Annotated in this window: 17 protein-coding genes; 11 read left to right on the forward strand and 6 right to left on the reverse strand. The window is 71.8% G+C overall.

Features of this window, described 5'->3' with window-relative positions:
• Positions 1-92 precede the first annotated feature (92 nt).
• The gene (locus tag ABXS86_RS12060; protein ID WP_353664612.1) at positions 93-3,599 is read right to left on the reverse strand and encodes a choice-of-anchor I family protein; all 3,507 of its coding nucleotides are present in this window, start codon (positions 3,597-3,599) and stop codon (positions 93-95) included.
• Positions 3,600-3,789: 190 nt separating this feature from the next.
• On the opposite strand from ABXS86_RS12060, the gene ABXS86_RS12065 reads away from it, so the two are divergent.
• The 3 genes from ABXS86_RS12065 (at position 3,790) to ABXS86_RS12075 (ending at position 6,777) form a co-directional block, all read left to right on the forward strand.
• On the forward strand, positions 3,790-4,512 hold the full coding sequence (locus tag ABXS86_RS12065) for a VIT family protein (RefSeq protein ID WP_353664613.1): 723 nt from the start codon (positions 3,790-3,792) through the stop codon (positions 4,510-4,512).
• A gap of 80 nt (positions 4,513-4,592) precedes the next feature.
• A complete protein-coding gene (locus ABXS86_RS12070) occupies positions 4,593-5,771 on the forward strand; it encodes an acyl-CoA dehydrogenase family protein (RefSeq protein ID WP_353664614.1) in 1,179 nt (392 codons plus the stop codon).
• A gap of 217 nt (positions 5,772-5,988) precedes the next feature.
• Positions 5,989-6,777: an enoyl-CoA hydratase-related protein gene (locus ABXS86_RS12075; protein ID WP_353664615.1), complete on the forward strand. Its 789-nt coding sequence runs from the start codon at positions 5,989-5,991 to the stop codon at positions 6,775-6,777.
• Between the two features lie 4 nt (positions 6,778-6,781).
• On the opposite strand, the gene ABXS86_RS12080 is transcribed toward ABXS86_RS12075, so the two are convergent.
• Positions 6,782-7,309 carry a MarR family winged helix-turn-helix transcriptional regulator gene (locus tag ABXS86_RS12080; protein ID WP_144784224.1) on the reverse strand — a complete coding sequence of 176 codons (528 nt, stop codon included), beginning with the start codon at positions 7,307-7,309 and terminating at the stop codon, positions 6,782-6,784.
• A gap of 222 nt (positions 7,310-7,531) precedes the next feature.
• Between ABXS86_RS12080 and ABXS86_RS12085 the strand changes: the two genes are divergently transcribed.
• The 3 genes from ABXS86_RS12085 to ABXS86_RS12095 all read left to right on the forward strand — a co-directional run bounded on the left by ABXS86_RS12085 (position 7,532) and on the right by ABXS86_RS12095 (position 11,244).
• Entirely contained in the window at positions 7,532-8,308 is a 777-nt protein-coding gene (locus tag ABXS86_RS12085; protein ID WP_353664616.1) for an electron transfer flavoprotein subunit beta/FixA family protein, read from the forward strand.
• Entirely contained in the window at positions 8,308-9,285 is a 978-nt protein-coding gene (locus tag ABXS86_RS12090; RefSeq protein WP_353664617.1) for an electron transfer flavoprotein subunit alpha/FixB family protein, read from the forward strand. The genes ABXS86_RS12085 and ABXS86_RS12090 overlap by 1 nt, the downstream gene beginning before the upstream one ends.
• A 528-nt stretch (positions 9,286-9,813) precedes the next feature.
• A complete protein-coding gene (locus ABXS86_RS12095; protein ID WP_353664618.1) occupies positions 9,814-11,244 on the forward strand; it encodes a cytochrome b/b6 domain-containing protein in 1,431 nt (476 codons plus the stop codon).
• Positions 11,245-11,289: 45 nt separating this feature from the next.
• On the opposite strand, the gene ABXS86_RS12100 is transcribed toward ABXS86_RS12095, so the two are convergent.
• Positions 11,290-11,844, reverse strand: coding sequence for a TetR/AcrR family transcriptional regulator C-terminal domain-containing protein (locus ABXS86_RS12100; protein ID WP_353664619.1), 555 nt, complete (start codon positions 11,842-11,844; stop codon positions 11,290-11,292).
• A gap of 52 nt (positions 11,845-11,896) precedes the next feature.
• On the opposite strand from ABXS86_RS12100, the gene ABXS86_RS12105 reads away from it, so the two are divergent.
• Genes ABXS86_RS12105 through ABXS86_RS12115 form a run of 3 tightly spaced genes read left to right on the forward strand, consistent with a single transcriptional unit; the run spans position 11,897 to position 13,781 of the window.
• The gene (locus ABXS86_RS12105) at positions 11,897-12,499 is read left to right on the forward strand and encodes a biotin transporter BioY (RefSeq protein WP_353664620.1); all 603 of its coding nucleotides are present in this window, start codon (positions 11,897-11,899) and stop codon (positions 12,497-12,499) included.
• Entirely contained in the window at positions 12,496-13,182 is a 687-nt protein-coding gene (locus ABXS86_RS12110) for an energy-coupling factor ABC transporter ATP-binding protein (protein WP_353664621.1), read from the forward strand. Before ABXS86_RS12105 ends, ABXS86_RS12110 begins: the two co-directional genes overlap by 4 nt.
• Positions 13,176-13,781, forward strand: a complete 606-nt coding sequence (locus ABXS86_RS12115) for an energy-coupling factor transporter transmembrane protein EcfT (protein WP_353664622.1) — start codon at positions 13,176-13,178, stop codon at positions 13,779-13,781. Before ABXS86_RS12110 ends, ABXS86_RS12115 begins: the two co-directional genes overlap by 7 nt.
• Positions 13,782-13,960: 179 nt before the next feature.
• On the opposite strand, the gene cofE is transcribed toward ABXS86_RS12115, so the two are convergent.
• Together cofE and ABXS86_RS12125 are read right to left on the reverse strand one after the other, a co-directional pair.
• Positions 13,961-14,719: a coenzyme F420-0:L-glutamate ligase gene (gene cofE, locus ABXS86_RS12120; RefSeq protein ID WP_353664623.1), complete on the reverse strand. Its 759-nt coding sequence runs from the start codon at positions 14,717-14,719 to the stop codon at positions 13,961-13,963.
• Position 14,720: 1 nt separating this feature from the next.
• Positions 14,721-15,227 (reverse strand): GNAT family N-acetyltransferase, encoded by a 507-nt coding sequence (locus ABXS86_RS12125; RefSeq protein ID WP_353664624.1) that lies wholly within the window; start codon positions 15,225-15,227, stop codon positions 14,721-14,723.
• 98 nt (positions 15,228-15,325) lie between these two features.
• Between ABXS86_RS12125 and ABXS86_RS12130 the strand changes: the two genes are divergently transcribed.
• Positions 15,326-16,228, forward strand: a complete 903-nt coding sequence (locus tag ABXS86_RS12130; protein ID WP_353664625.1) for a DUF817 domain-containing protein — start codon at positions 15,326-15,328, stop codon at positions 16,226-16,228.
• Between the two features lie 48 nt (positions 16,229-16,276).
• A complete protein-coding gene (locus tag ABXS86_RS12135; RefSeq protein WP_154097675.1) occupies positions 16,277-16,837 on the forward strand; it encodes an acyl-CoA thioesterase in 561 nt (186 codons plus the stop codon).
• Between the two features lie 9 nt (positions 16,838-16,846).
• On the opposite strand, the gene ABXS86_RS12140 is transcribed toward ABXS86_RS12135, so the two are convergent.
• On the reverse strand, positions 16,847-17,824 hold the full coding sequence (locus ABXS86_RS12140; protein ID WP_353664626.1) for an acetylxylan esterase: 978 nt from the start codon (positions 17,822-17,824) through the stop codon (positions 16,847-16,849).
• Between the last annotated feature and the right edge of the window lie 108 nt (positions 17,825-17,932).

Consider the following 17,932-nt stretch of genomic DNA (forward strand, 5'->3'; position numbering starts at 1 on the left):
CCTGGCGCGCTCCCGGGCGACAGTTCCTGACCCCTCACGCGAACGGGAACGGCCCCCACCCGCGAGGGTGAGGGCCGTTCCGCTGTCAGGCGTCAGACGGTGCGACGCTTGCGCAGCGCGAAGGCGAGACCGCCCGCGACCACGAGGAAGCCACCCGCGAGGGCGATGCCCCAGGGGGCCTCGGCGCCGGTGTTGGCGAGTCCGCCGCCGGGGGTGCCCGCCGGCTGGCCGGGCTGGGCACCGGGCTGACCGGGCTGGCCGGGCTGCGTGCCGGGGTCGCCGGGCTGCTCGCCGGGCTGACCCGGCTCGCCGGGCGCGGGCGTCTCGCCCGTCGACAGCATCGCGCGGCCGAGCGGAGCGGGGTCGACCACGGGGGTCGCCTCGAAGTACGCCAGGGTCGCGTCGAGGTCGATCTGACCCGTGTCGGTGCGATCGGTGCCGGCGGCGAAGGTCGGGAAGCCGTCTCCGCCGTTGGCGAGGAACGAGTTCGTCACGACCGTGAACGTGTCGGTGTCGGCGATCGGCTGGCCCTGGTAGGCCATCGAGACGACCGAGCCGACGCGCGGGTTCGCGGCGTCCTGCACGTACTCGTAAGTGAAGCCGTCCGAGACGCCGAGGTGCAGCTTCGGGCGGTCGCCCTCGGCCTTCCACTGCTCGTTCAGGATCTCGCGGATCTGCTCACCCGTGAGGGTCACCGTCACCAGCGTGTTGGCGAAGGGCTGCACGAGAGCGGCCTCCTTGTAGGTCACCACCCCGTCGTCGCCCTTCAGCAGGTCGGCGCGAAGGCCGCCCGGGTTCATCAACGCGATCTGCGCCTTCGTGCCGGCGTAGGCCGGGTTCTGCGAGGTCGCCCACAGGTAGACGTCGGCGACCCAGTTGCCCATCGACGACTCGACGCCGCGGTCGGAACCCGACGGGGTGCCGCCGCGCAGGATGTCGCCGCTGATCTCGCCGACCGGCTTGGCGCCGATCACGTCAGCCTGCGCGACGTACTCGGCGACCTGGGCCTCGATCGCGGCATCCGGAGCGAACGCGCCCGAGAGGGGGAACGTCGTGCCCGAGACGGATGCCAGGGAGTCGGTGCGCGTGTTCCAGCTCAGCGACAGCTGCCCCATGGCCTTGCCGTACTCCGAGGCCTGGATCACCGGGCGGGTGCGGTCGGTGCCGGCGACGGGCACGTCGCAGGCGTAGGTCTGGTGCGTGTGCGCCGAGACGATCGCGTCGATCTCGGGCGAGGCGTTCACGGCCAGCTTGCCGAATCCGGCCTGGTCGGCCTCGAGTGCGGCGCAGTCGTTCGACGAGGCGGCACCCGAGTGGGTGAGCAGCACGATGACGTCGGCGAGGTCGCCCGCCGTGATCTCGTCGGCCACGCGGTTCGCGGCCTCGAGCTGGTCGCCGAACTCGAGGTCGGCGATGCCAGCCGGGTCGACCATGGTCGCGGTGTCGGGGGTCACGGTGCCGATGAAGGCCACGCGCACGCCGTCGACGTCTTTGATCGCGTACTCGTCGAGGACGGGCTCCTTCGTGCCCTTCTTGTAGACGTTGGCGCCGAGGCCGAACTCGCCGCCGCCGTACTCGGGGAGCACGCGGTCGGTCAGGTCGGCGAAGCCGCGGTCGAACTCGTGGTTGCCGACGGCCGAGACGTCGAGGCCCGAGGCCGTCAGCGTGTCGATCGTGGGGGAGTCGTCCTGGATGAGCGAGGTGAACGTCGACGCGCCGATGTTGTCACCGGCCGAGACGAACAGCGTGTTCGGGTTCGCGGCTTCTTTCGCCTTCACGGCGCCGGCGATGACGGCGGCGCCGGCCTCGCCCTGCGATCCCGCCTCGAGGCGGCCGTGGAAGTCGTTGATCGTGAGGATGTCGATGTTCTTCACGTTCGGGTTCTCGACGGAGAAGACCGTCGTGGTGCCCGAGACCTCGTTGCCGACGGCGACGAGCGGGCGACCGGTGGGCGAGTTCTCGGCGGCGATGAACTCGACGCCCTCGGGGCCGAGGTCGCCGGCCTTCGCCAGCAGCTCGCGGTCGGCGGTCTCGTCGCCCGTCAGCTGGTCTTCGACCGAGACGGAGAAGTCGCGGTTGTTGACGTAGCCCGCGTAGGTCGCGTCGGAGGGGTCGGTGATGTCGTAGGTCATCACGCCGCCGACGCGCTCGAGGCCGATGAAGGCGTAGGTGCGTCCGTCGACCTGGCCGATGGCGAGGTTCTCGGGCTCGGGGCCCTTGTCGTCGCTGCGGCCCTCGAGGTTCGAGGCGGAGTGCGTCGAGTTGAAGAAGTCGGGGTTGGCGTCGTGCGTGATCTTCTCGAAGGCGGAGCCGGAGTCGAAGACCTGCTCGCCGTCGGTGGTCCACACCGAGAAGCCGCGGCCGCCGAACGTGTACAGCTCGGAGTAGCAGGTGCCGTCGGCGTTGAGGCCCATGTCAGTGGCGACGTTGAGGCGACCCAGGTCGGCATCGTCGAGCGAACCCGCGAGCGGGCTGTCGGCGCAGACGGGGGCGAGACCGTCGTCGCCGAGGTCCTTCACGCGAGCGGTGTCGTTGTAGTCGCCCCATTCGCGGCCGTCGCCCTCGTTGGCGGTGACGAGGTAGGTCTCGCCGTTCGCCTCGTAGGCCTGGATGCCGTCGGGCATGTACATGCCGAACAGCCCGGGGTAGCTCTTCTCGTTGTAGGTGGGGGCGTCCTCGGGGTCGCGGTCGCTGGCGTCGAGCGTCTGCACGCCGTAGTCCTTGAACCCCAGGGGGCGGATGCCGGTGACCTCGGCCGACGCGAGATCGACGACCGCGATGGCATTGGCCTCCTGCAGGGCGACGTAGGCGGTGGAACCTGCGATCGTCACGAACTCGGGCTCGAGGTTGCGGCTGACGCGGTTCGCGGCGAGCGGGGTGCTGCCCTGGTCCGGGGCGGCGACGTCGGGTCCGAAGACGCGGACGGCCGGGTCGAGGGTCTTCGATCCGCCCTGCTCGAACGCCGAGAACCCGGCGGTGCGCACGGCGTCCTGCGTCGGGGCCGCCTTGGCGGTCGGGAGCGAGACCACGCCGACCGAACCCTCGGGGTCGACCGAGAAGTCGTCGGCGGGCTCCGCCTCGTTGGCGACGACCGCGTAGGTGCCGTCGTCGGAGATCGACACCATGTCGGGCAGAGCGCCCACGGTGACCTCTCCGAGGATCGTCGGCTCCGCGGCATCCGCGTCGAAGAACACCAGGCGACCGGGCGCGGTCTTGTCGGCGTCTTCGAGCGCGATGACGCCGAGGCCGTCGGCACGGACGGCGAGGGAGTTGGCGACGCCGGTGCCGGTGATCGAGTACAGCTTCGTCGGGGCCGCGGGGTTGCTGTTGTCGAGCACGTCGACGGCGCCGGCCTGCGCGTTGACGACGAACAGGCGGTTCTCGTAGGCGTGCACGATCTCGGCGGCCGACTGGTCGAACACGCCGGTCTCGTAGCTGCCGAGCGGGCGCAGGCTCACCGCGCTGTCGGCGGGAGCGTCGCGGACCGGGTCGGGGACGATGGCGGCGGATGCCGCGGTGGCACTCGATAGCGCGAGTGCGCACACGGCCGCCGTGGTCGCGCTGAACGCGACCGCACGGTGGAGGAAGGGCGAAGGCATGCTGTGTCCTCGGGTACGGGGAGAAGGCGATGCGCGGTGTGGCGGGAGCGCACCGATCCGCGGCGGAAGGCGCGGACGGTGCGATCCTCGCGGGGCTCGGTGACTCATCGGTGAACGAGGGACGAACGCCTCCCCGCCGCGTGCGGTGTAACCTCGCCCCGATGTCGGGGGGCGGGTCTACCCTGACCGCATGACGACAGCGAACGGGGCTCACCTCGACGAGCCGCACCGCCAGGGACTCTCCCAACGGCTCAATTGGCTGCGCGCCGGGGTGCTGGGCGCCAACGACGGCATCGTCTCGACGGCTGCGGTCGTGGTCGGTGTCGCGGGGGCCACGAGCGACACCGGTCCCGTGCTCATCGCGGGTCTCGCCGCCCTCGTCGGTGGGGCCATCTCGATGGCGCTCGGCGAGTACGTCTCGGTCTCGAGCCAGCGCGACAGCGAGCACGCCCTCATCCAGAAGGAGAAGCGCGAGCTCGCCGAAGACCCCGAGGCCGAGCTCGCCGAACTCGTGGGCATGTATGAGGTTCAGGGCCTGTCGCGCGACACCGCGACGCGCGTGGCGAACGAGCTCACGGCATCCGACGCCCTCAAGGCCCATCTCTCGGTCGAGCTCAACATCGACGCCGAAGACGTGGTGAGCCCGTGGGCCGCGGCCTTCGCCTCGGCGGTCGCCTTCACGATCGGTGCGCTGCTGCCGCTCGCGACGATCCTGCTCGCGCCGGTCGAGATCCGCGTGCCCCTCACGTTCGTGGCGGTTCTCATCGCGCTCGCGATCACGGGCTACGCCGCCGCCGTCCTCGGTGGGGCGCGGCGCGGACGCGCGGTCCTGCGCACGGTGATCGGCGGGGCGCTCGCGCTCGCCGCGACCTACGCGGTCGGCGCGCTGTTCGGTGTGGGAGTCGCGGGATAATCTACACCCCTACCAATTAGTAGGACGTCCAGGTAATCTGACGGGAGCGACGACGCCGTCGCTTTCCGAAGGAGAGCCGCATGGACACCACCCCTGCTCCCGCGCTCGACGCCCCGTCGACCGGCACCCTGAGTTCCGACGAGCGCGCCGCCATCCTCGACGCCGTGCGCGACTTCGCCGCGACCGAGTTCGCCCCGCACACCCTCGACTGGGATGCCGAGAAGCACTTCCCCCGCGACGTGCTGCGCCGCGCGGGGGAGCTGGGTCTCGGCGGCGTCTACGTCAATGACGACGTGGGCGGCGCCGGGTTGTCGCGCGCCGACGCGGTGGCGATCTTCGAGGAGCTCGCCTACGGCGATCCCACGGTGACGGCGTACATCACGATCCACAACATGGTGGCGTGGATGATCGACACCTACGGAACCGCCGAGCAGCGCGAGCGGTGGCTGCCGTCGCTTGTCGCCATGGAAGACCTCGGCGCCTACTGCCTCACCGAGCCGGGCGCGGGATCCGACGCCGCGGCCATCACCACCTCCGCCATCCGGCACGGCGACACCTACGTGCTGACGGGGGTCAAGCAGTTCATCTCGGGCGCCGGCGAGGCGTCGATCTACGTCGTCATGGCCCGCACGGGCGAGCCGGGAGCGCGCGGCATCAGCGCCTTCATCGTGCCCGCCGACTCCGAGGGGCTGTCATTCGGACCGAACGAGAAGAAGATGGGCTGGAACGCCCAGCCCACCCGCGCCGTGATCCTCGACGAGGTGCGCGTACCCGCCGAGAGCCTGCTCGGCGGCGAGGGTCGCGGCTTCTCGATCGCGATGAACGCCCTTAACGGCGGCCGCCTCAACATTGCCACGTGCTCGATCGGCGGGGCGCGCTGGGCGCTCGACCGTGCGATCTCGTACGTGCACGAACGTTTCACCTTCGGCGAGGCCCTCGCCGAGAAGCAGTCGGTCGTGTTCGCAGTGGCCGACATGGCGACCGAGCTCGAAGCCGCGCGACTGCTCGTGTGCGACGCGGCGACCGCGCTCGATGCGAAGACTCCGGATGCCGCGACCCGGTGCGCCATGGCGAAGCGGTTCGCGACCGACGTGGGCTTCCGCGTCGCCAACGAATCGCTGCAGCTGCACGGCGGCTACGGCTATCTGCAGGACTACGGCATCGAGAAGGTCGTGCGCGATCTGCGCGTGCACCAGATCCTCGAGGGGACGAACGAGATCATGCGCCTCATCGTGGGCCGCAGCGTCCTCGCGGCGTGAGGTGGCCCGTGTTCCGTTTGGGGCGGATTCCGTCGCGTGGGGCGTGAATTCCCCGCCCCGAACGATGGAATCCGCCCCGAACCGGGCCGATGCCGCCGCGAAAAGCGCTGCCGCCCACGCCGTGCGGCAAGACCCTCGATCGATGTCGGTGGGGCGTGCGAGCATTCGAGGGCGGGCGAGACCGCTGCGACCATCACTCGAGACGACGGGAGTCACCATGACCGAACCGGATGCCGGATACGAGACGATCCGCGTCGAGCAGCGGGGCCGCGTGGGGTGGATCTTCCTCGACAGGCCTGAGGCGCTGAACGCGCTGAACACGCAGTCGATGCGCGACGTCGTCGCCGCGGCTGAAGCCTTCGACGTCGACGAGGGTGTCGGCGCGATCGTGGTGACGGGGAGCGAGAAGGCCTTCGCCGCGGGCGCCGACATCAAAGAGATGGAGCAGAAGTCGGGTCTCGACATGATGCTCACCGACCACTTCGGGGCGTGGGCGCGGTTCGCGGCCGTGCGCACCCCCGTGATCGCGGCGGTGTCGGGCTACGCCCTCGGCGGCGGATGCGAGCTCGCCCTCATGTGCGACGTGATCCTGGCCTCGGACCGCGCAAAGTTCGGCCAGCCCGAGGTGCAGCTGGGGGTCATCCCGGGGATGGGCGGCACGCAGCGCCTCGTGCGGGCGCTCGGCTACTACAAGGCGGCCGAGCTCGTGCTGACCGGCCGCATGATCGACGCCTCCGAGGCCGAGCGCGCGGGACTCGTCTCGCGCATCGTGCCAGCGGCCGAGCTGCTCGACGAGGCCGAGAAGGTCGCGCAGACGATCGCCGAGAAGCCGCTGCCCGCGCTGTACGCGGCGAAGGCGGCTCTCGACGTCGCGCTGGAGTCGACCCTCGCCGAGGGCGTGCGATTCGAGCGTCAGGCCTTCGCGGCCCTGTTCGACACGGCCGACCAGAAAGAGGGGATGGCGGCGTTCCGCGAGAAGCGGGCGCCGTCGTTCACGCACCGATGAGCGCTCAGAGCGGGTCGGGCACCGGGGCGGGGTCGGCGAAGTCGCCCGCACCCTTGCGGAAGCGCGCGATGATCCGCACGAGCGCCGTCGCATCGTCGTCGTCGAGGCCGAGGTCGGCGAACACGGCGTTGAGCGCGTCGGTGGCCTCGTCGACTCGGCGTCGGCCGGCATCGGTCAGCGCGAGCAACGCCGCGCGGCCGTCGGTCGGATGCGGCTCGCGCGTCACGTACCCGTCGCGCGCGAGGCGCTCGACCGTATTGGTGACGCTCGTCGGGTGCACCTGCAGGCGCGCGATGGCGCTGGCCATCGGCATCCGCCCCTCGCGCGTGAAGGCGAGCAGTCGCAGCATCTCGAAGCGCGAGAACGACAGGTCGAAGGGCTTGAGCGCGCGGTCGATCGCCGCCATCAGCAGCTGGTGCGCGCGGATCACCGAGGTCACCACGGTCATGCCGTCGGCGGCGTCGTCCCACCCGTGCGCGAGCCACTGGCGCTTCGCCTCGGCGATCGGGTCGACAGGCAGTCGTCGCGTCATCGGTCCTCCTCGCGATTCACGGTACCGCTCGGGCGGGTCCGGTACGCGGCTCCCGGTCCCTTCGACAGGCTCAGGGACCTTGCTTTCGCGGTGGGGCCTGTCCGAACTCTCGCGTCTGGTCCCGGTCCCTTCGACGGGCTCAGGGACCTGGGGTTCGCGCCGCGCACTCACACGCTGCCGCGAGGTCGCGGCATCCGCCCTCTCTCCGAAGGAGCCCCGTCGATGAAGATCGTGGTCCTGATCAAAGAAGTGCCCGACACCTGGGGCGAGCGTCGGCTCGACCTCGAGACCGGGCTCACCGACCGCGCGGGAGCTGCGGCCGTGCTCGACGAGATCGGCGAGCGGGCCGTCGAGGCCGCCCTCGCGTACGCCGACGTGCACACGGGCACAGAGGTCGTCGTCGTGACGATGGCGCCCGCCTCGGCAACGGCGACCGTGCGCAAGGCCCTCGCGATGGGGGCGACCTCGGCCGTGCACGTGGTCGACGACACCCTGCGCGGGGCTGACCTGGTGCTCACCGCCGAGGTGCTGGCCGCGGCGATCCGGCGCACCGGGTTCGACCTGGTCATCGCGGGCAACCTGTCGACCGACGGGGGAGGGGGCGTGCTGCCGGCGATGGTCGCCGAGCTGCTGGCAGTACCGCAGCTCACGGCCCTGTCGAGTCTCGAGGTGTCGGACGACGCCGTCTCCGGCGACCGCATCAGCGACGCGGGAACCATGCGGGTCTCGGCGGCGCTTCCGGCCGTCGTGTCGATCACCGAGGCGATGCCCGAGGGGCGGTTCACGACCTTCAAGGGGATCATGGCGGCCAAGAAGAAGCCGTACGAGACCGTGGATGCCGCCGAACTCGGCGTCGAGGTCGAGGATCCCGCGGTCGCCCGGTACATCATGCTTTCCGTCGCCGAGAGGCCGCCGCGCGCGTCCGGCACGAAGATCGTCGACGAGGGCGATGCGGGCGAGAAGCTCGCGGCCTTCCTCGTGGCCGAGGGGGTGGCGTGATGACCACCTCCCTCGTGCTGTTCGAGGTGCTGCCCGGCGGGGTGCTGGCCGCCTCCGCTCCCGGCCTGCTCGCCGCCGCCGCGACCGTCGGAGACCCCGTCGCCCTGATCGCCTCGACGGCCGACGTCCTCGAGCAGGCGTCGGCCGAGGCGGCGGAGCTCGGCGCCACGCGCGTGCTCACGGCCGTCACCGACGCCGATGCCCTGACCGGTCCGGTCGTCGATGCGCTCGCCGCAGCGGTGGCGAAGGAGAGCCCCGACCTCGTGCTCGCCTCGAACGCCGTCGAGTCGCGCGACGCGCTCGCGCGACTGGCCGCGCGCCTGCGCATGCCCCTCGCGACCGACGTCGTGGGTGTGGGCCGCGACGACCTCGGTGTCGTCGCCCATCACGCGGCCTTCGGCGGAGCCTTCACCGTCGACGGGGCACCCACCTTCGGCCCCCTCGCGGCGACGCTCCGCCCCGGATCCGTCGAAGGGCGTCTCGACGCGCGACCGCTCGTCGTCGAGAGCCTCGAGGTCGCGGCATCCGGAACCCCCCACGCCCGCGTCGAGGGCTTCGCCGAGACGGCTGTCGCCTCGTCACGTCCCGAACTGCGCGGGGCCGCGGTGGTCGTCGCCGGCGGTCGCGGAGTGGGCTCGCGCGAGGACTTCGCCCTGGTGGAGCAGCTCGCCGACGCCCTCGGTGCCGCGGTCGGCGCCTCACGCGCCGCGGTCGACGCGGGGTACGTGCCCGCCGCCGCGCAGGTCGGACAGACCGGCGTCACGGTGTCGCCGCGGCTGTACGTGGCGCTCGGCATCTCGGGGGCCATCCAGCATCGCGCGGGCATGCAGACCGCGCGCACGATCGTCGCCATCGACAAGAACCCGGAAGCCCCCATCTTCGAGATCGCCGACTTCGGTATCGTCGGAGATCTGTTCACCGTCGTCCCGCAGCTCATCAGTGCGCTGAAGGCGCATAAGAAGTCCTCCCGAGAGTAGATGGCGTCCACACCCCGCACCCCGCGACGCGGGCTGCCGCGCACCCCCGGCGGGGAGCCCTGGCCGCCCGCGGCCTCGAGCGCGCCCGGCGCGGGTGACGCCGACGGCGCGGACGCTGCTCTGGCCGCAAGGGATTCGGACCCGCGCGACGGATTCGGGTCCGAGACGCCCGGGGATCCGCATCCGGTGCACGCGTCCGCGCCGACCCCTCCTGCCTCGGCCGAGGCTGAGACGTCGCCGGCTCCCGGCTCGCCCGCGGCCGAGGTGCCTGCCACTCCCGCGCCGGCCGTGGCGGGCAGTGTGCGTCGGGGACTGCCGCGCGAGCCCGGCGGGGAGCCGTGGCCGCCGGCATCCGCCGTTCCGCCCATCGCGGCACGTCCTGGTGCCGACGCAGCACCGGAGGATCGCGCCGGGATCGGATCGACCGAGCCCGCGCGCCCGGTCTCGGCGAGCGGATCCGATTCGGGTGCGGATGCCGGGACCCCGGCGCCCGTGACGGCGAGCGGTTCCGGCGCCGAGGCGCCGACGGTGAGCGCTTCCGGTCCCGGATCGGATGCCGCGACCCCCGCGGGCGAGGAGGCGGCCGGCGTGCGTCGGGGACTCCCCCGCGAGCCCGGCGGGGAGCCCTGGCCGCCGGCATCCGCCGTTCCGCCCTCTGCCCCGCGACCCGGCACCGCCGCAGAAGCGGAGAATCGCGGCGGGATCGGAGAGCTCGAGCCCGCGCGTCCGATCTCAGGGAGCGGATCCGATTCCGGCACGGATGCCGAGACCCCGGCGCCCGCGACGGCGAGCGGAGCCGCTTCGGCCGCGGACGCCGTGCCCGCGGCGAGTTCCGAAGAGATCACTCGCGCGCCGGCGACGTCCGCGACCCCCGCCCCGGCCGCGGACGCCCGATCGGCGACACCATCGCCGCGCCCGCCGCTCACCGTCCCGCGCACGGTCTGGCCGGGAGCCGCGGCCCGGAACCGCGCGACGACGCCGGCCCGCACGCAGAAGCGCCCGCCGACGGCCCCGCCACGTGCGGCAGCAGGCACCCGCCTCGCCGACTTCTCACCCCTGCAGCTGCTCGGCTCGACCGCCGTGCTCGGCGTCTTCGCGCTGGCACTCGTGGGCATCGCCGTGCTCGTCGCGCGCTTCGTGCTCGCGATCGGGCCCGGGCGCGAATTCCTCGCGGCGTTCCCCGGCGAGTACCACCTGCCGGATTCGGCGCCGGTCGGACTCCCGGCCTGGCTGAACTGGTCGCACTTCCTCAACAGCTTCTTCCTGCTGCTGATCATCCGCACCGGCTGGCAGGTGCGGCGCGAGAAGCGCCCGGCCGTGTTCTGGTCGCCGCGCAACAACAAGAAACGGCGCATCAGCCTGGCGCTCTGGTTCCACCAGGCGCTCGACATCCTGTGGATCGCCAACGGCGTGATCTTCGTCGTGCTGCTGTTCGTCACCGGGCAGTGGATGCGGATCGTGCCGACCTCGTGGGAGGTCTTCCCCAACGCGCTGTCGGCCGCCCTGCAGTACGCCTCGCTCGACTGGCCGACCGAGAACGGGTGGGTGAACTACAACAGCCTGCAGCAGCTGTCGTACTTCGCCATCACATTCGTCGCCGCACCCCTCGCGATCATCAGCGGCGTGCGTCTGTCGGGGGTGTGGCCCAAAAACGCCGAGAAGCTCAACAAGCTGTATCCGGTCGAGTGGGCGCGCAAGGTGCACTTCCCGACGATGCTCTTCTTCGTCGCGTTCATCATCGTGCACGTCGCCCTCGTGCTGGCCACCGGGGCGCTGCGCAACCTGAACCACATGTACGCCGCCCGTGGCTCGGAGGACCCCGCCGCGTACACGAGCGACCCGACCGGTCTGCTGATCTTCGCGGCCTCGCTCGTGGTGATGGCCGCGGCGTGGGTGGCGGCGCGGCCGGCGGTGCTGGTGCCGATCGCGCGGCTGTTCGGCGAGGTCAAGCAGCGCTGAGGCCGGCGCGGGTTGAGACCACCCCGCCGACGCAGCGAGGGCGCGTCAGACGCGTCCGCGCGCTCGCAACCCCGCGGCGATGAGCTCGAGCCCCGAGGCGAAGTCGTCGTCGGCGAGCCCGCCCGCGTCACCCTCGCGAGCCCCTGCGCTGTCGTACTGCAGGCGCTGCTGCTCGTGCCACACGAAGCCGAGCACGTAATGCAGCACGGTGGTGGCGACGCGGCGGGCGGTCTCATCGTCGAACCCGTCGGCGACCACGGCCGCCGCGAGTCGATCGTGCGCCAACGTGGAACCGAGACCCATGGCCAGGGTGCTCGAGACCACTTCGGCTCCGTCGCGGTAGGCCAGGAGGGCCTCGCGCAGGGCACGGGCTTCGGCGACGAGGTCGACGGAGGGGCCGGATGCCATGCGCCCGACGATCCGGTCGGAGAGCCCGGCGAGCAGCGTCTGCTTGTTCGGGAAGTGCCAGTACAGCGCGCTCGGCTGCACCTCGAGGGCCGCGGCGAGGCGCCGCATCGTCAGGTCGGGGAGCCCGTGCTCGTCGAGGATCCGCAGTGCGGTGAGGGCGACGTCGTCGGCGGAGTGTCCACGGGGAGCCATGGTGTGAGTATAGTGAACGCCGTTCAGGTGAACACTGTTCAGGAAGGCTCTCATGACCCGCACCCTCGACGCCACCGACCTCGCCCGCGTCGCCGTCTTCGCCGCTCTCATCGCCGTGCTGGGTCTGCCCGGCAGCTTCCCGGTGTTCGGCGGCGTGCCGATCACGGCGCAGACCCTGGGCGTGATGCTCGCCGGGGCCGTGCTCGGGCCGTGGCTCGGCGCGCTCTCGGTGACCGTGCTGCTGGCGCTCGTCGCCGTGGGGCTGCCGCTGCTCGCCGGAGGCCGCGGCGGGTTCGGTGTCTTCGTCGGGCCGACCGCCGGCTACGCGCTGGGGTGGATCCTGGGTGCCGCGGTCATCGGTCTCATCGTGCACGCGGGCGGTCGTCGCCCGGTCGTCTGGCGCACGGCGCTGGCCATGATCGCCGGGGGAGTGTTGGCGATCTACGCGATCGGCATCCCGGTGCAGAGTCTCGTCACGCGCCTGCCGCTCGGTGAGACGGCGCTGTCGAGCCTCGTCTTCGTGCCGGGCGATCTGCTCAAGGCCGCCGTCGCCACCCTCGTCGTGACGACTCTCCTTCGCGCCTACCCGCGCGGATTCCGCCGGACGTGGCGGGTCGCGGCGCCCGATCGGGGTCGGGTCGGCGTCGCGGCGTGAGCACGATCCGCTGCGCGGGGCTGGGCGTCCGCCGCGGCGGGCGCGAGGTGCTGCGCGAGGTGTCGCTCGACCTGCCGGCGCGCACGATCGCTCTGATCGGCGACAACGGCTCGGGCAAGTCGACGCTCGCTCGCGTGCTCGCGGGGCTCGTGCGGCGCACGGGCGGAAACCTGCGCGTGCTCGGGTGCGACCCCGATCACGATCCCGCCGCGCTCCGCGCGACGGTCGCGCTGGTGCTCAGCAACCCCGACGCCCAGATCATGATGCCCACCGTCGCCGAAGACGTCGCGCTGTCCCTGCGAGCGGCACGTGTTCCGCGGGCCGAGCGTGACGCTCGCGTCGAGGCGGCCCTCGCGCGCTTCGGACTCGACGGGCTGGGCGACCGCCCCGCCCACGACCTGTCGGGTGGACAGAAGCAGCTGCTGGCCCTCTGCGGCGCCTTCGTGCGCGAGCCGGCGCTGGTGATCGCCGACGAGCCGACCGCTTTCCTCGACGGGCGCAACGCGCGCCGCGTCGCCGATCACCTGCTCGCCGACACCGGGCACTCGCTCGTGCTCGTCACGCACGACCTCGCTCTGGCGCGACGTTGCGAGAGTGCAGTGCTGATGGCGGACGGTCGGGTCGCGGCATCCGGTGCCTCTCTCGACGTCGTCGACGCCTACGAAGAAGCGCTCGCGTGCTGAGCATGTACGTCCCCGCGACGGGATGGCTGCACCGGATGCCGGCGGGTCCGAAGCTCGCGATGCTCGCGCTGGTCGCCGTGGCGGTCGCGGCGTTGCCGTCGACGTGGGCCACGGCGATGGTGCTGTCGCTGCCGCTCGCCCTGTATGCCGGGAGCGGCATGGGGGTCGGGCGGGGCCTGCGTGTTCTGGCGGAGTCGGTGTGGGGGCTGCGGTGGGTCGTCGTCGTCACCGCCGCCGGTCAGCTGATCTTCCTCGGCTCCGAACCCGCGGTGGCGAACACCGGCCGTGTCGTGGCAGCGCTGCTGATCGCGGGTCTCGTGCCGGTAAGCACGCCGGTCTCGGCGCTGCTCGACGCCCTCGAGCGGGGACTCGCTCCTCTCGCGCGGTTCGGCGTCGACCCGGGCCGCGCCGCGCTGCTGCTGACGCTGACGATCACCACGATTCCCGTGCTCGCGCGGCTCGCGGCCGAGGTGCGCGATGCGCAGCGGGCGCGAGGGCTGCGTCCCTCGCTGCGGCGCGGAGCGCTGCCGCTGCTGGTGTCGGCCCTTCGTCACGCCGATGACCTCGGCGAGGGCCTCGCGGCTCGCGGCATCCGCTGAGCTCCCCGGCCGCCCGACGCGGGGCATGTCCCACTTTCGGCTGCTTCGAAGGGCTCCCACCAGCCAAAACGGGGACATGGTCTGCGCATATCGGGACATGGCCCCGTCCGCCCCGCCCGCAGTGGAGAGGCGCCCCGCATCCCGAGGCGCGACGGCCGCCCGACGCCAGCCCGCCGAGCTCAGCCCGCGGCGTCTCGTCCCGCGGCGAACCCCTCGGCGTACGCCTCGTCGGCGCCCTGCCGGAACATGTCGCGCGCCGGATCCCGCACGATCGAGCGCGCACCGGGCAGGTCGAGGTCGCCCACGAGGTCGGCGCGCCCGCGCACGATCGCGACGGGGCGCCGCGCGGCCTTGCCCTTGACCAGGTCGGTGGCGGCGGCGATCTCGTCGGCCACGCAGGGCAGGGTGACCATGAGGGGGCGGCCCTCGGCATCCGTCGTCCCGCGGAGGTCTTCGAACACGTGGACGCCGCCGGCCCCGATCGCGTGATCGGTCTGGCCCTCGCGCCACGCGCGCCCGAGAGTGTCGGTGACGATCACGCCCACGTGCGCCCCGGTCGCGGCGCGCAGTCCGGTCGCAAGCGCGCGCGCCGAGGCGTCGGGGTCGACCGGCAGCAGCAGCACGGTGCCCTCGGGGGTGTTGCTGGCATCGACGCCGGCCGCGGCCGAGACGATGCCGAGCGGGTTCTCGACGATGCGCGTCACGTGCCCGGTGGGGGAGGTGCGCGATGCCACGAGGCGCACGGTCTCGCGGGTGATGGCGTCTTCGCGGTCGTCGGCGCGGATGATGCGCCCCTCGGCCTTCGACACGACCTTGCTGGTGACCACGACGATGTCGCCGTCGCGCAGGGGGTCGCCCACGGCATCGAGGATCGCCTGGACGAGGTCATCGCCCGGGGTGATCTCGGGGATGCCGTCGAGGGCCCAGATCTGCAGCACGTCAGCGGACGAAGCGCACCTCGGTGAGCTCCTCACCGAGGAACGGCTCGGTGTGCGAGGCGCCGTCGAGCGTGAATCCGTTGCGCTGGTAGAACCGGTGCGCGCGCGGGTTGTCGTCGGCGACCCAGAGGTAGAGGCCTTCGCCCTCTTCGACGGCGGCGTCGAACAGGCGCTGGCCGATCCCGGTGCCGTGGTAGGCGTCGAGCAGGTAGATGAAGTACAGCTCGCGCTCGCGCGGGGCGTCGTCGTCGCGCGCGGGGCCGGAGCCGACGAACCCGACGATCTCGCCGTTCACGAGGGCGGCGTACATGCGGTAGTCCTCGCCCTGAGCGGCCCAGTGGGTCCAGAGCTCGGCCAGGCGACGAGGCGACACGGCCTCGAGGGCGGCGGTGCTGATGAGGTGGTCGTAGGTCTCGTGCCAGCAGGTGGCGTGCACGCGGCCCAGGGCCTCGGCATCCACGTCGCGCACCGGACGGACGACGATGTCGGCTCGGATTTCCGCAGTCATGGCGCGACTCTACGCGCGGCATCCGTCCAGGGTGAAATCGACCGCCGGAGCCCGTCTCGTGCGGTACAAGCGGCACTTTGTCAGACGTGCGTGTCAGCATGATCGCCGTGTCGGAACGCCCCCGGTTGACCTCCGTCGAGGCGCGTCTCGACGCCCTCGCGAACCGTCTGCTCGCCACCGCTCCGGCCTCGGGTGCCCGAGCGCGTCTGGTCGAGTTCGCCGTCTTCGTGCTCAAGCAGGCGTGGGCATGCGTGTTCGGGGCCGCGTTCCTGGCCGTGGTGCTCGCGGCGAAGCTCTGGTACCCGGACGATGCAGCGCTGGCGCGTAACGACGCCCTCACGATCGCGGCCGTCCTGATCCAGGTCGTCATGGTGCTCGGGCGTCTCGAGACCCTGCGCGAGTTGCGCGTGATCGTCACGTTCCACATCGTCGGGACCGTGATGGAGCTCTTCAAGACCGACGTCGGGTCGTGGATGTACGCGGCCGACGGCGTGCTGCGCCTCGGCGGAGTGCCGCTGTACAGCGGGTTCATGTACGCGGCGGTCGGCAGCTACATGGTGCGCGTGTACCGCCTGTTCGACCTCCGCTTCACGCGCTACCCGCGCAGGTGGATCACGGCGGTCGTCGCCGTCGCGATCTACGCCAACTTCTTCACCCACCACTGGATCGTCGATCTGCGCTGGGTGCTGATCATCGCCGTCGTCGTGTTGTGGGGTCGCACGATGATGCATTTCCGCTTTTTCCGCGGGCGGTTCCGGATGCCGATCCTCCTGGCCTTCGCGGGGGTGGCGGTGTTCATCTGGCTGGCCGAGAACATCGCGACCTACGCCGGAGCGTGGCTCTACCCGTCGCAGGTCGGGGAGTGGCATCCGGTCGACGTGTCGAAGCTCTCGTCGTGGTTCCTGCTCATGATCGTGTCGGTCGTGCTCGTGACGTGGGTCTACCCGCCGCGGGAACCGCAGGGATCTGCACGGGGCGTGGACCGGGCACTTGTGGACTGAGCACAAGGCAATCGCCGATCCGTGGTCGGATCGCTACGCTCGCCCCTCGTGAACGTCCTCTGGCGCACCCTGCTGGTGCTCGCTCGTGCTCGCCGTCGCCTCCGTCGCGAAGGCCCCATCGACCCCAGCACGGTGACGCGCATGCGCATCCGCGTGCTGCCCACCGATATCGACCTGCTGCGCCACATGAACAACGGGCGCTACCTGTCGCTGTTCGACCTCGGGCGGTGGGACCTGCTGACGCGGTCGGGACTGGTCGAGGCGATGACGAAGCAGGGCTGGTACGCCGTGGTCGCCGCTGAGACGATCACCTTCCGCCGCTCGCTCGAGCTCGGTCAGCGCTTCGACCTCGAGACGCGCATGATCGGCCACGACGATCGCGCGGTGTACCTCGAGCACCGCGCCCTCGTGCGCGGCGAGATCTACGCCCGCGCGATCATCCGGGCGAGGATCCTCCGCCGAACCGGTGGCACCGTGCCGCACGACGAGCTCTTCGCCGCCGTGGGTCGGCCCGAGGGTCTTCCCGACATCGAGTCGTGGGTGCACGACTGGGCCGCCGGATCCGCCCTGCCCTCCACGAAGCGCCCGGCGCCCAGCGTCTGGGAGTGAGCCCGCGGCTCAGCGCCCGAAGCGGGCGTCGAGCCAGGCCACCTGCTTCATCCAGTGACGGTAACCGCCGCCCTCGTGCCCGTTGTAGGCGTACTCCTCGAGGGCGGCATCGTCGGATGCCAGGGCGTGGAAGGCCGCGAAGACGCCCGACGGCAGCACGATGTCGTCCATGAGGGCGACCGAGAACAGAGCCGGCGCGGTGATGCGCCGGGCGAGGATCGCGCCGTCGACGTACGACAGCGTGCGCAGCACGTCGGCCGCCGCGTCGCGGTGCACGGCCAGGTAGCGCGTGATCTCGGTGAACGGCGCCGACGGTGTGCGCTGGATGGCGCTGGGGAAGTCGGAGAGGAACGGCACGTCGGGCATGACGGCCGCCACCGCGTCGCCGGCCAGTGCTGCGGCGGCGACCGCGAGCCCGCCGCCCTGGCTGCCGCCGGTGACGGCGATGCGCGTGGGATCGACACCGGCGAACGTGCGCACCTCGTCGACCAGCCGCACCGCGTCGGTGTACAGCCGGCGGTAGTAGTAGTCGTGCGGGTCGCGGATGCCGCGGGTCATGACGCCCGGGAAGGCGGCGGCCGATCCGTGCGGGTCGGGGGTCTCGCCCACGCTCCACGTCGAGCCCTGCCCGCGGGTGTCCATGATCACGTGCACGTAGCCGGCGGTGGCCCACGCGGTCTTCTCGCCGGGCAGGCCGCGGCCGCCGCCGTAGCCGATGAACTCCACGACCGCGGGGAGAACCTCGTCGCCGTGCGGGCGGACGACCCAGCCGCGGATCTCGTCGCCGGCGTAGCCCGTGAACGTCAGGTCCTGCACCCGCAGCGCGCGCAGCGGGCCGTCGACGTCGACCAGCGTGCTCGGTCGGGCGGCGGTGCGGGCCTCGGTGAGCGTCTCGTCCCAGAACGCGTCGAGGTCGTCGGGCGCGGTGAGCTCGGGGCGGTAGGCGCGCAGGAGCTCGAGGGGCATGTCGGTGAGGGTGTGAGCCATGGCGGATCCTTCGTCGGTGCGGGGACGGGACGACAGTAGCGAAGCCGTGCCGATCGCGGGCGGCCCGGGGTCGTGGAGCGTCACGCGGATGCCGTCTGCACGGTCGTT

The organism is Microbacterium sp. che218, assembly GCF_040436305.1.
GTDB classification, from domain to species: Bacteria; Actinomycetota; Actinomycetes; order Actinomycetales; family Microbacteriaceae; genus Microbacterium; species Microbacterium algihabitans.

Bases quoted from the DNA above. Each gene is read 5' to 3' on its own strand.
- ABXS86_RS12060 (WP_353664612.1), bottom strand. From the start codon at position 3,599: ATGCCTTCGCCCTTCCTCCACCGTGCGGTCGCGTTCAGCGCGACCACG.
- ABXS86_RS12065 (WP_353664613.1), top strand. From the start codon at position 3,790: ATGACGACAGCGAACGGGGCTCACCTCGACGAGCCGCACCGCCAGGGA.
- ABXS86_RS12070 (WP_353664614.1), top strand. From the start codon at position 4,593: ATGGACACCACCCCTGCTCCCGCGCTCGACGCCCCGTCGACCGGCACC.
- ABXS86_RS12075 (WP_353664615.1), top strand. From the start codon at position 5,989: ATGACCGAACCGGATGCCGGATACGAGACGATCCGCGTCGAGCAGCGG.
- ABXS86_RS12080 (WP_144784224.1), bottom strand. From the start codon at position 7,309: ATGACGCGACGACTGCCTGTCGACCCGATCGCCGAGGCGAAGCGCCAG.
- ABXS86_RS12085 (WP_353664616.1), top strand. From the start codon at position 7,532: ATGAAGATCGTGGTCCTGATCAAAGAAGTGCCCGACACCTGGGGCGAG.
- ABXS86_RS12090 (WP_353664617.1), top strand. From the start codon at position 8,308: ATGACCACCTCCCTCGTGCTGTTCGAGGTGCTGCCCGGCGGGGTGCTG.
- ABXS86_RS12100 (WP_353664619.1), bottom strand. From the start codon at position 11,844: ATGGCTCCCCGTGGACACTCCGCCGACGACGTCGCCCTCACCGCACTG.
- ABXS86_RS12105 (WP_353664620.1), top strand. From the start codon at position 11,897: ATGACCCGCACCCTCGACGCCACCGACCTCGCCCGCGTCGCCGTCTTC.
- ABXS86_RS12125 (WP_353664624.1), bottom strand. From the start codon at position 15,227: ATGACTGCGGAAATCCGAGCCGACATCGTCGTCCGTCCGGTGCGCGAC.
- ABXS86_RS12130 (WP_353664625.1), top strand. From the start codon at position 15,326: ATGATCGCCGTGTCGGAACGCCCCCGGTTGACCTCCGTCGAGGCGCGT.
- ABXS86_RS12140 (WP_353664626.1), bottom strand. From the start codon at position 17,824: ATGGCTCACACCCTCACCGACATGCCCCTCGAGCTCCTGCGCGCCTAC.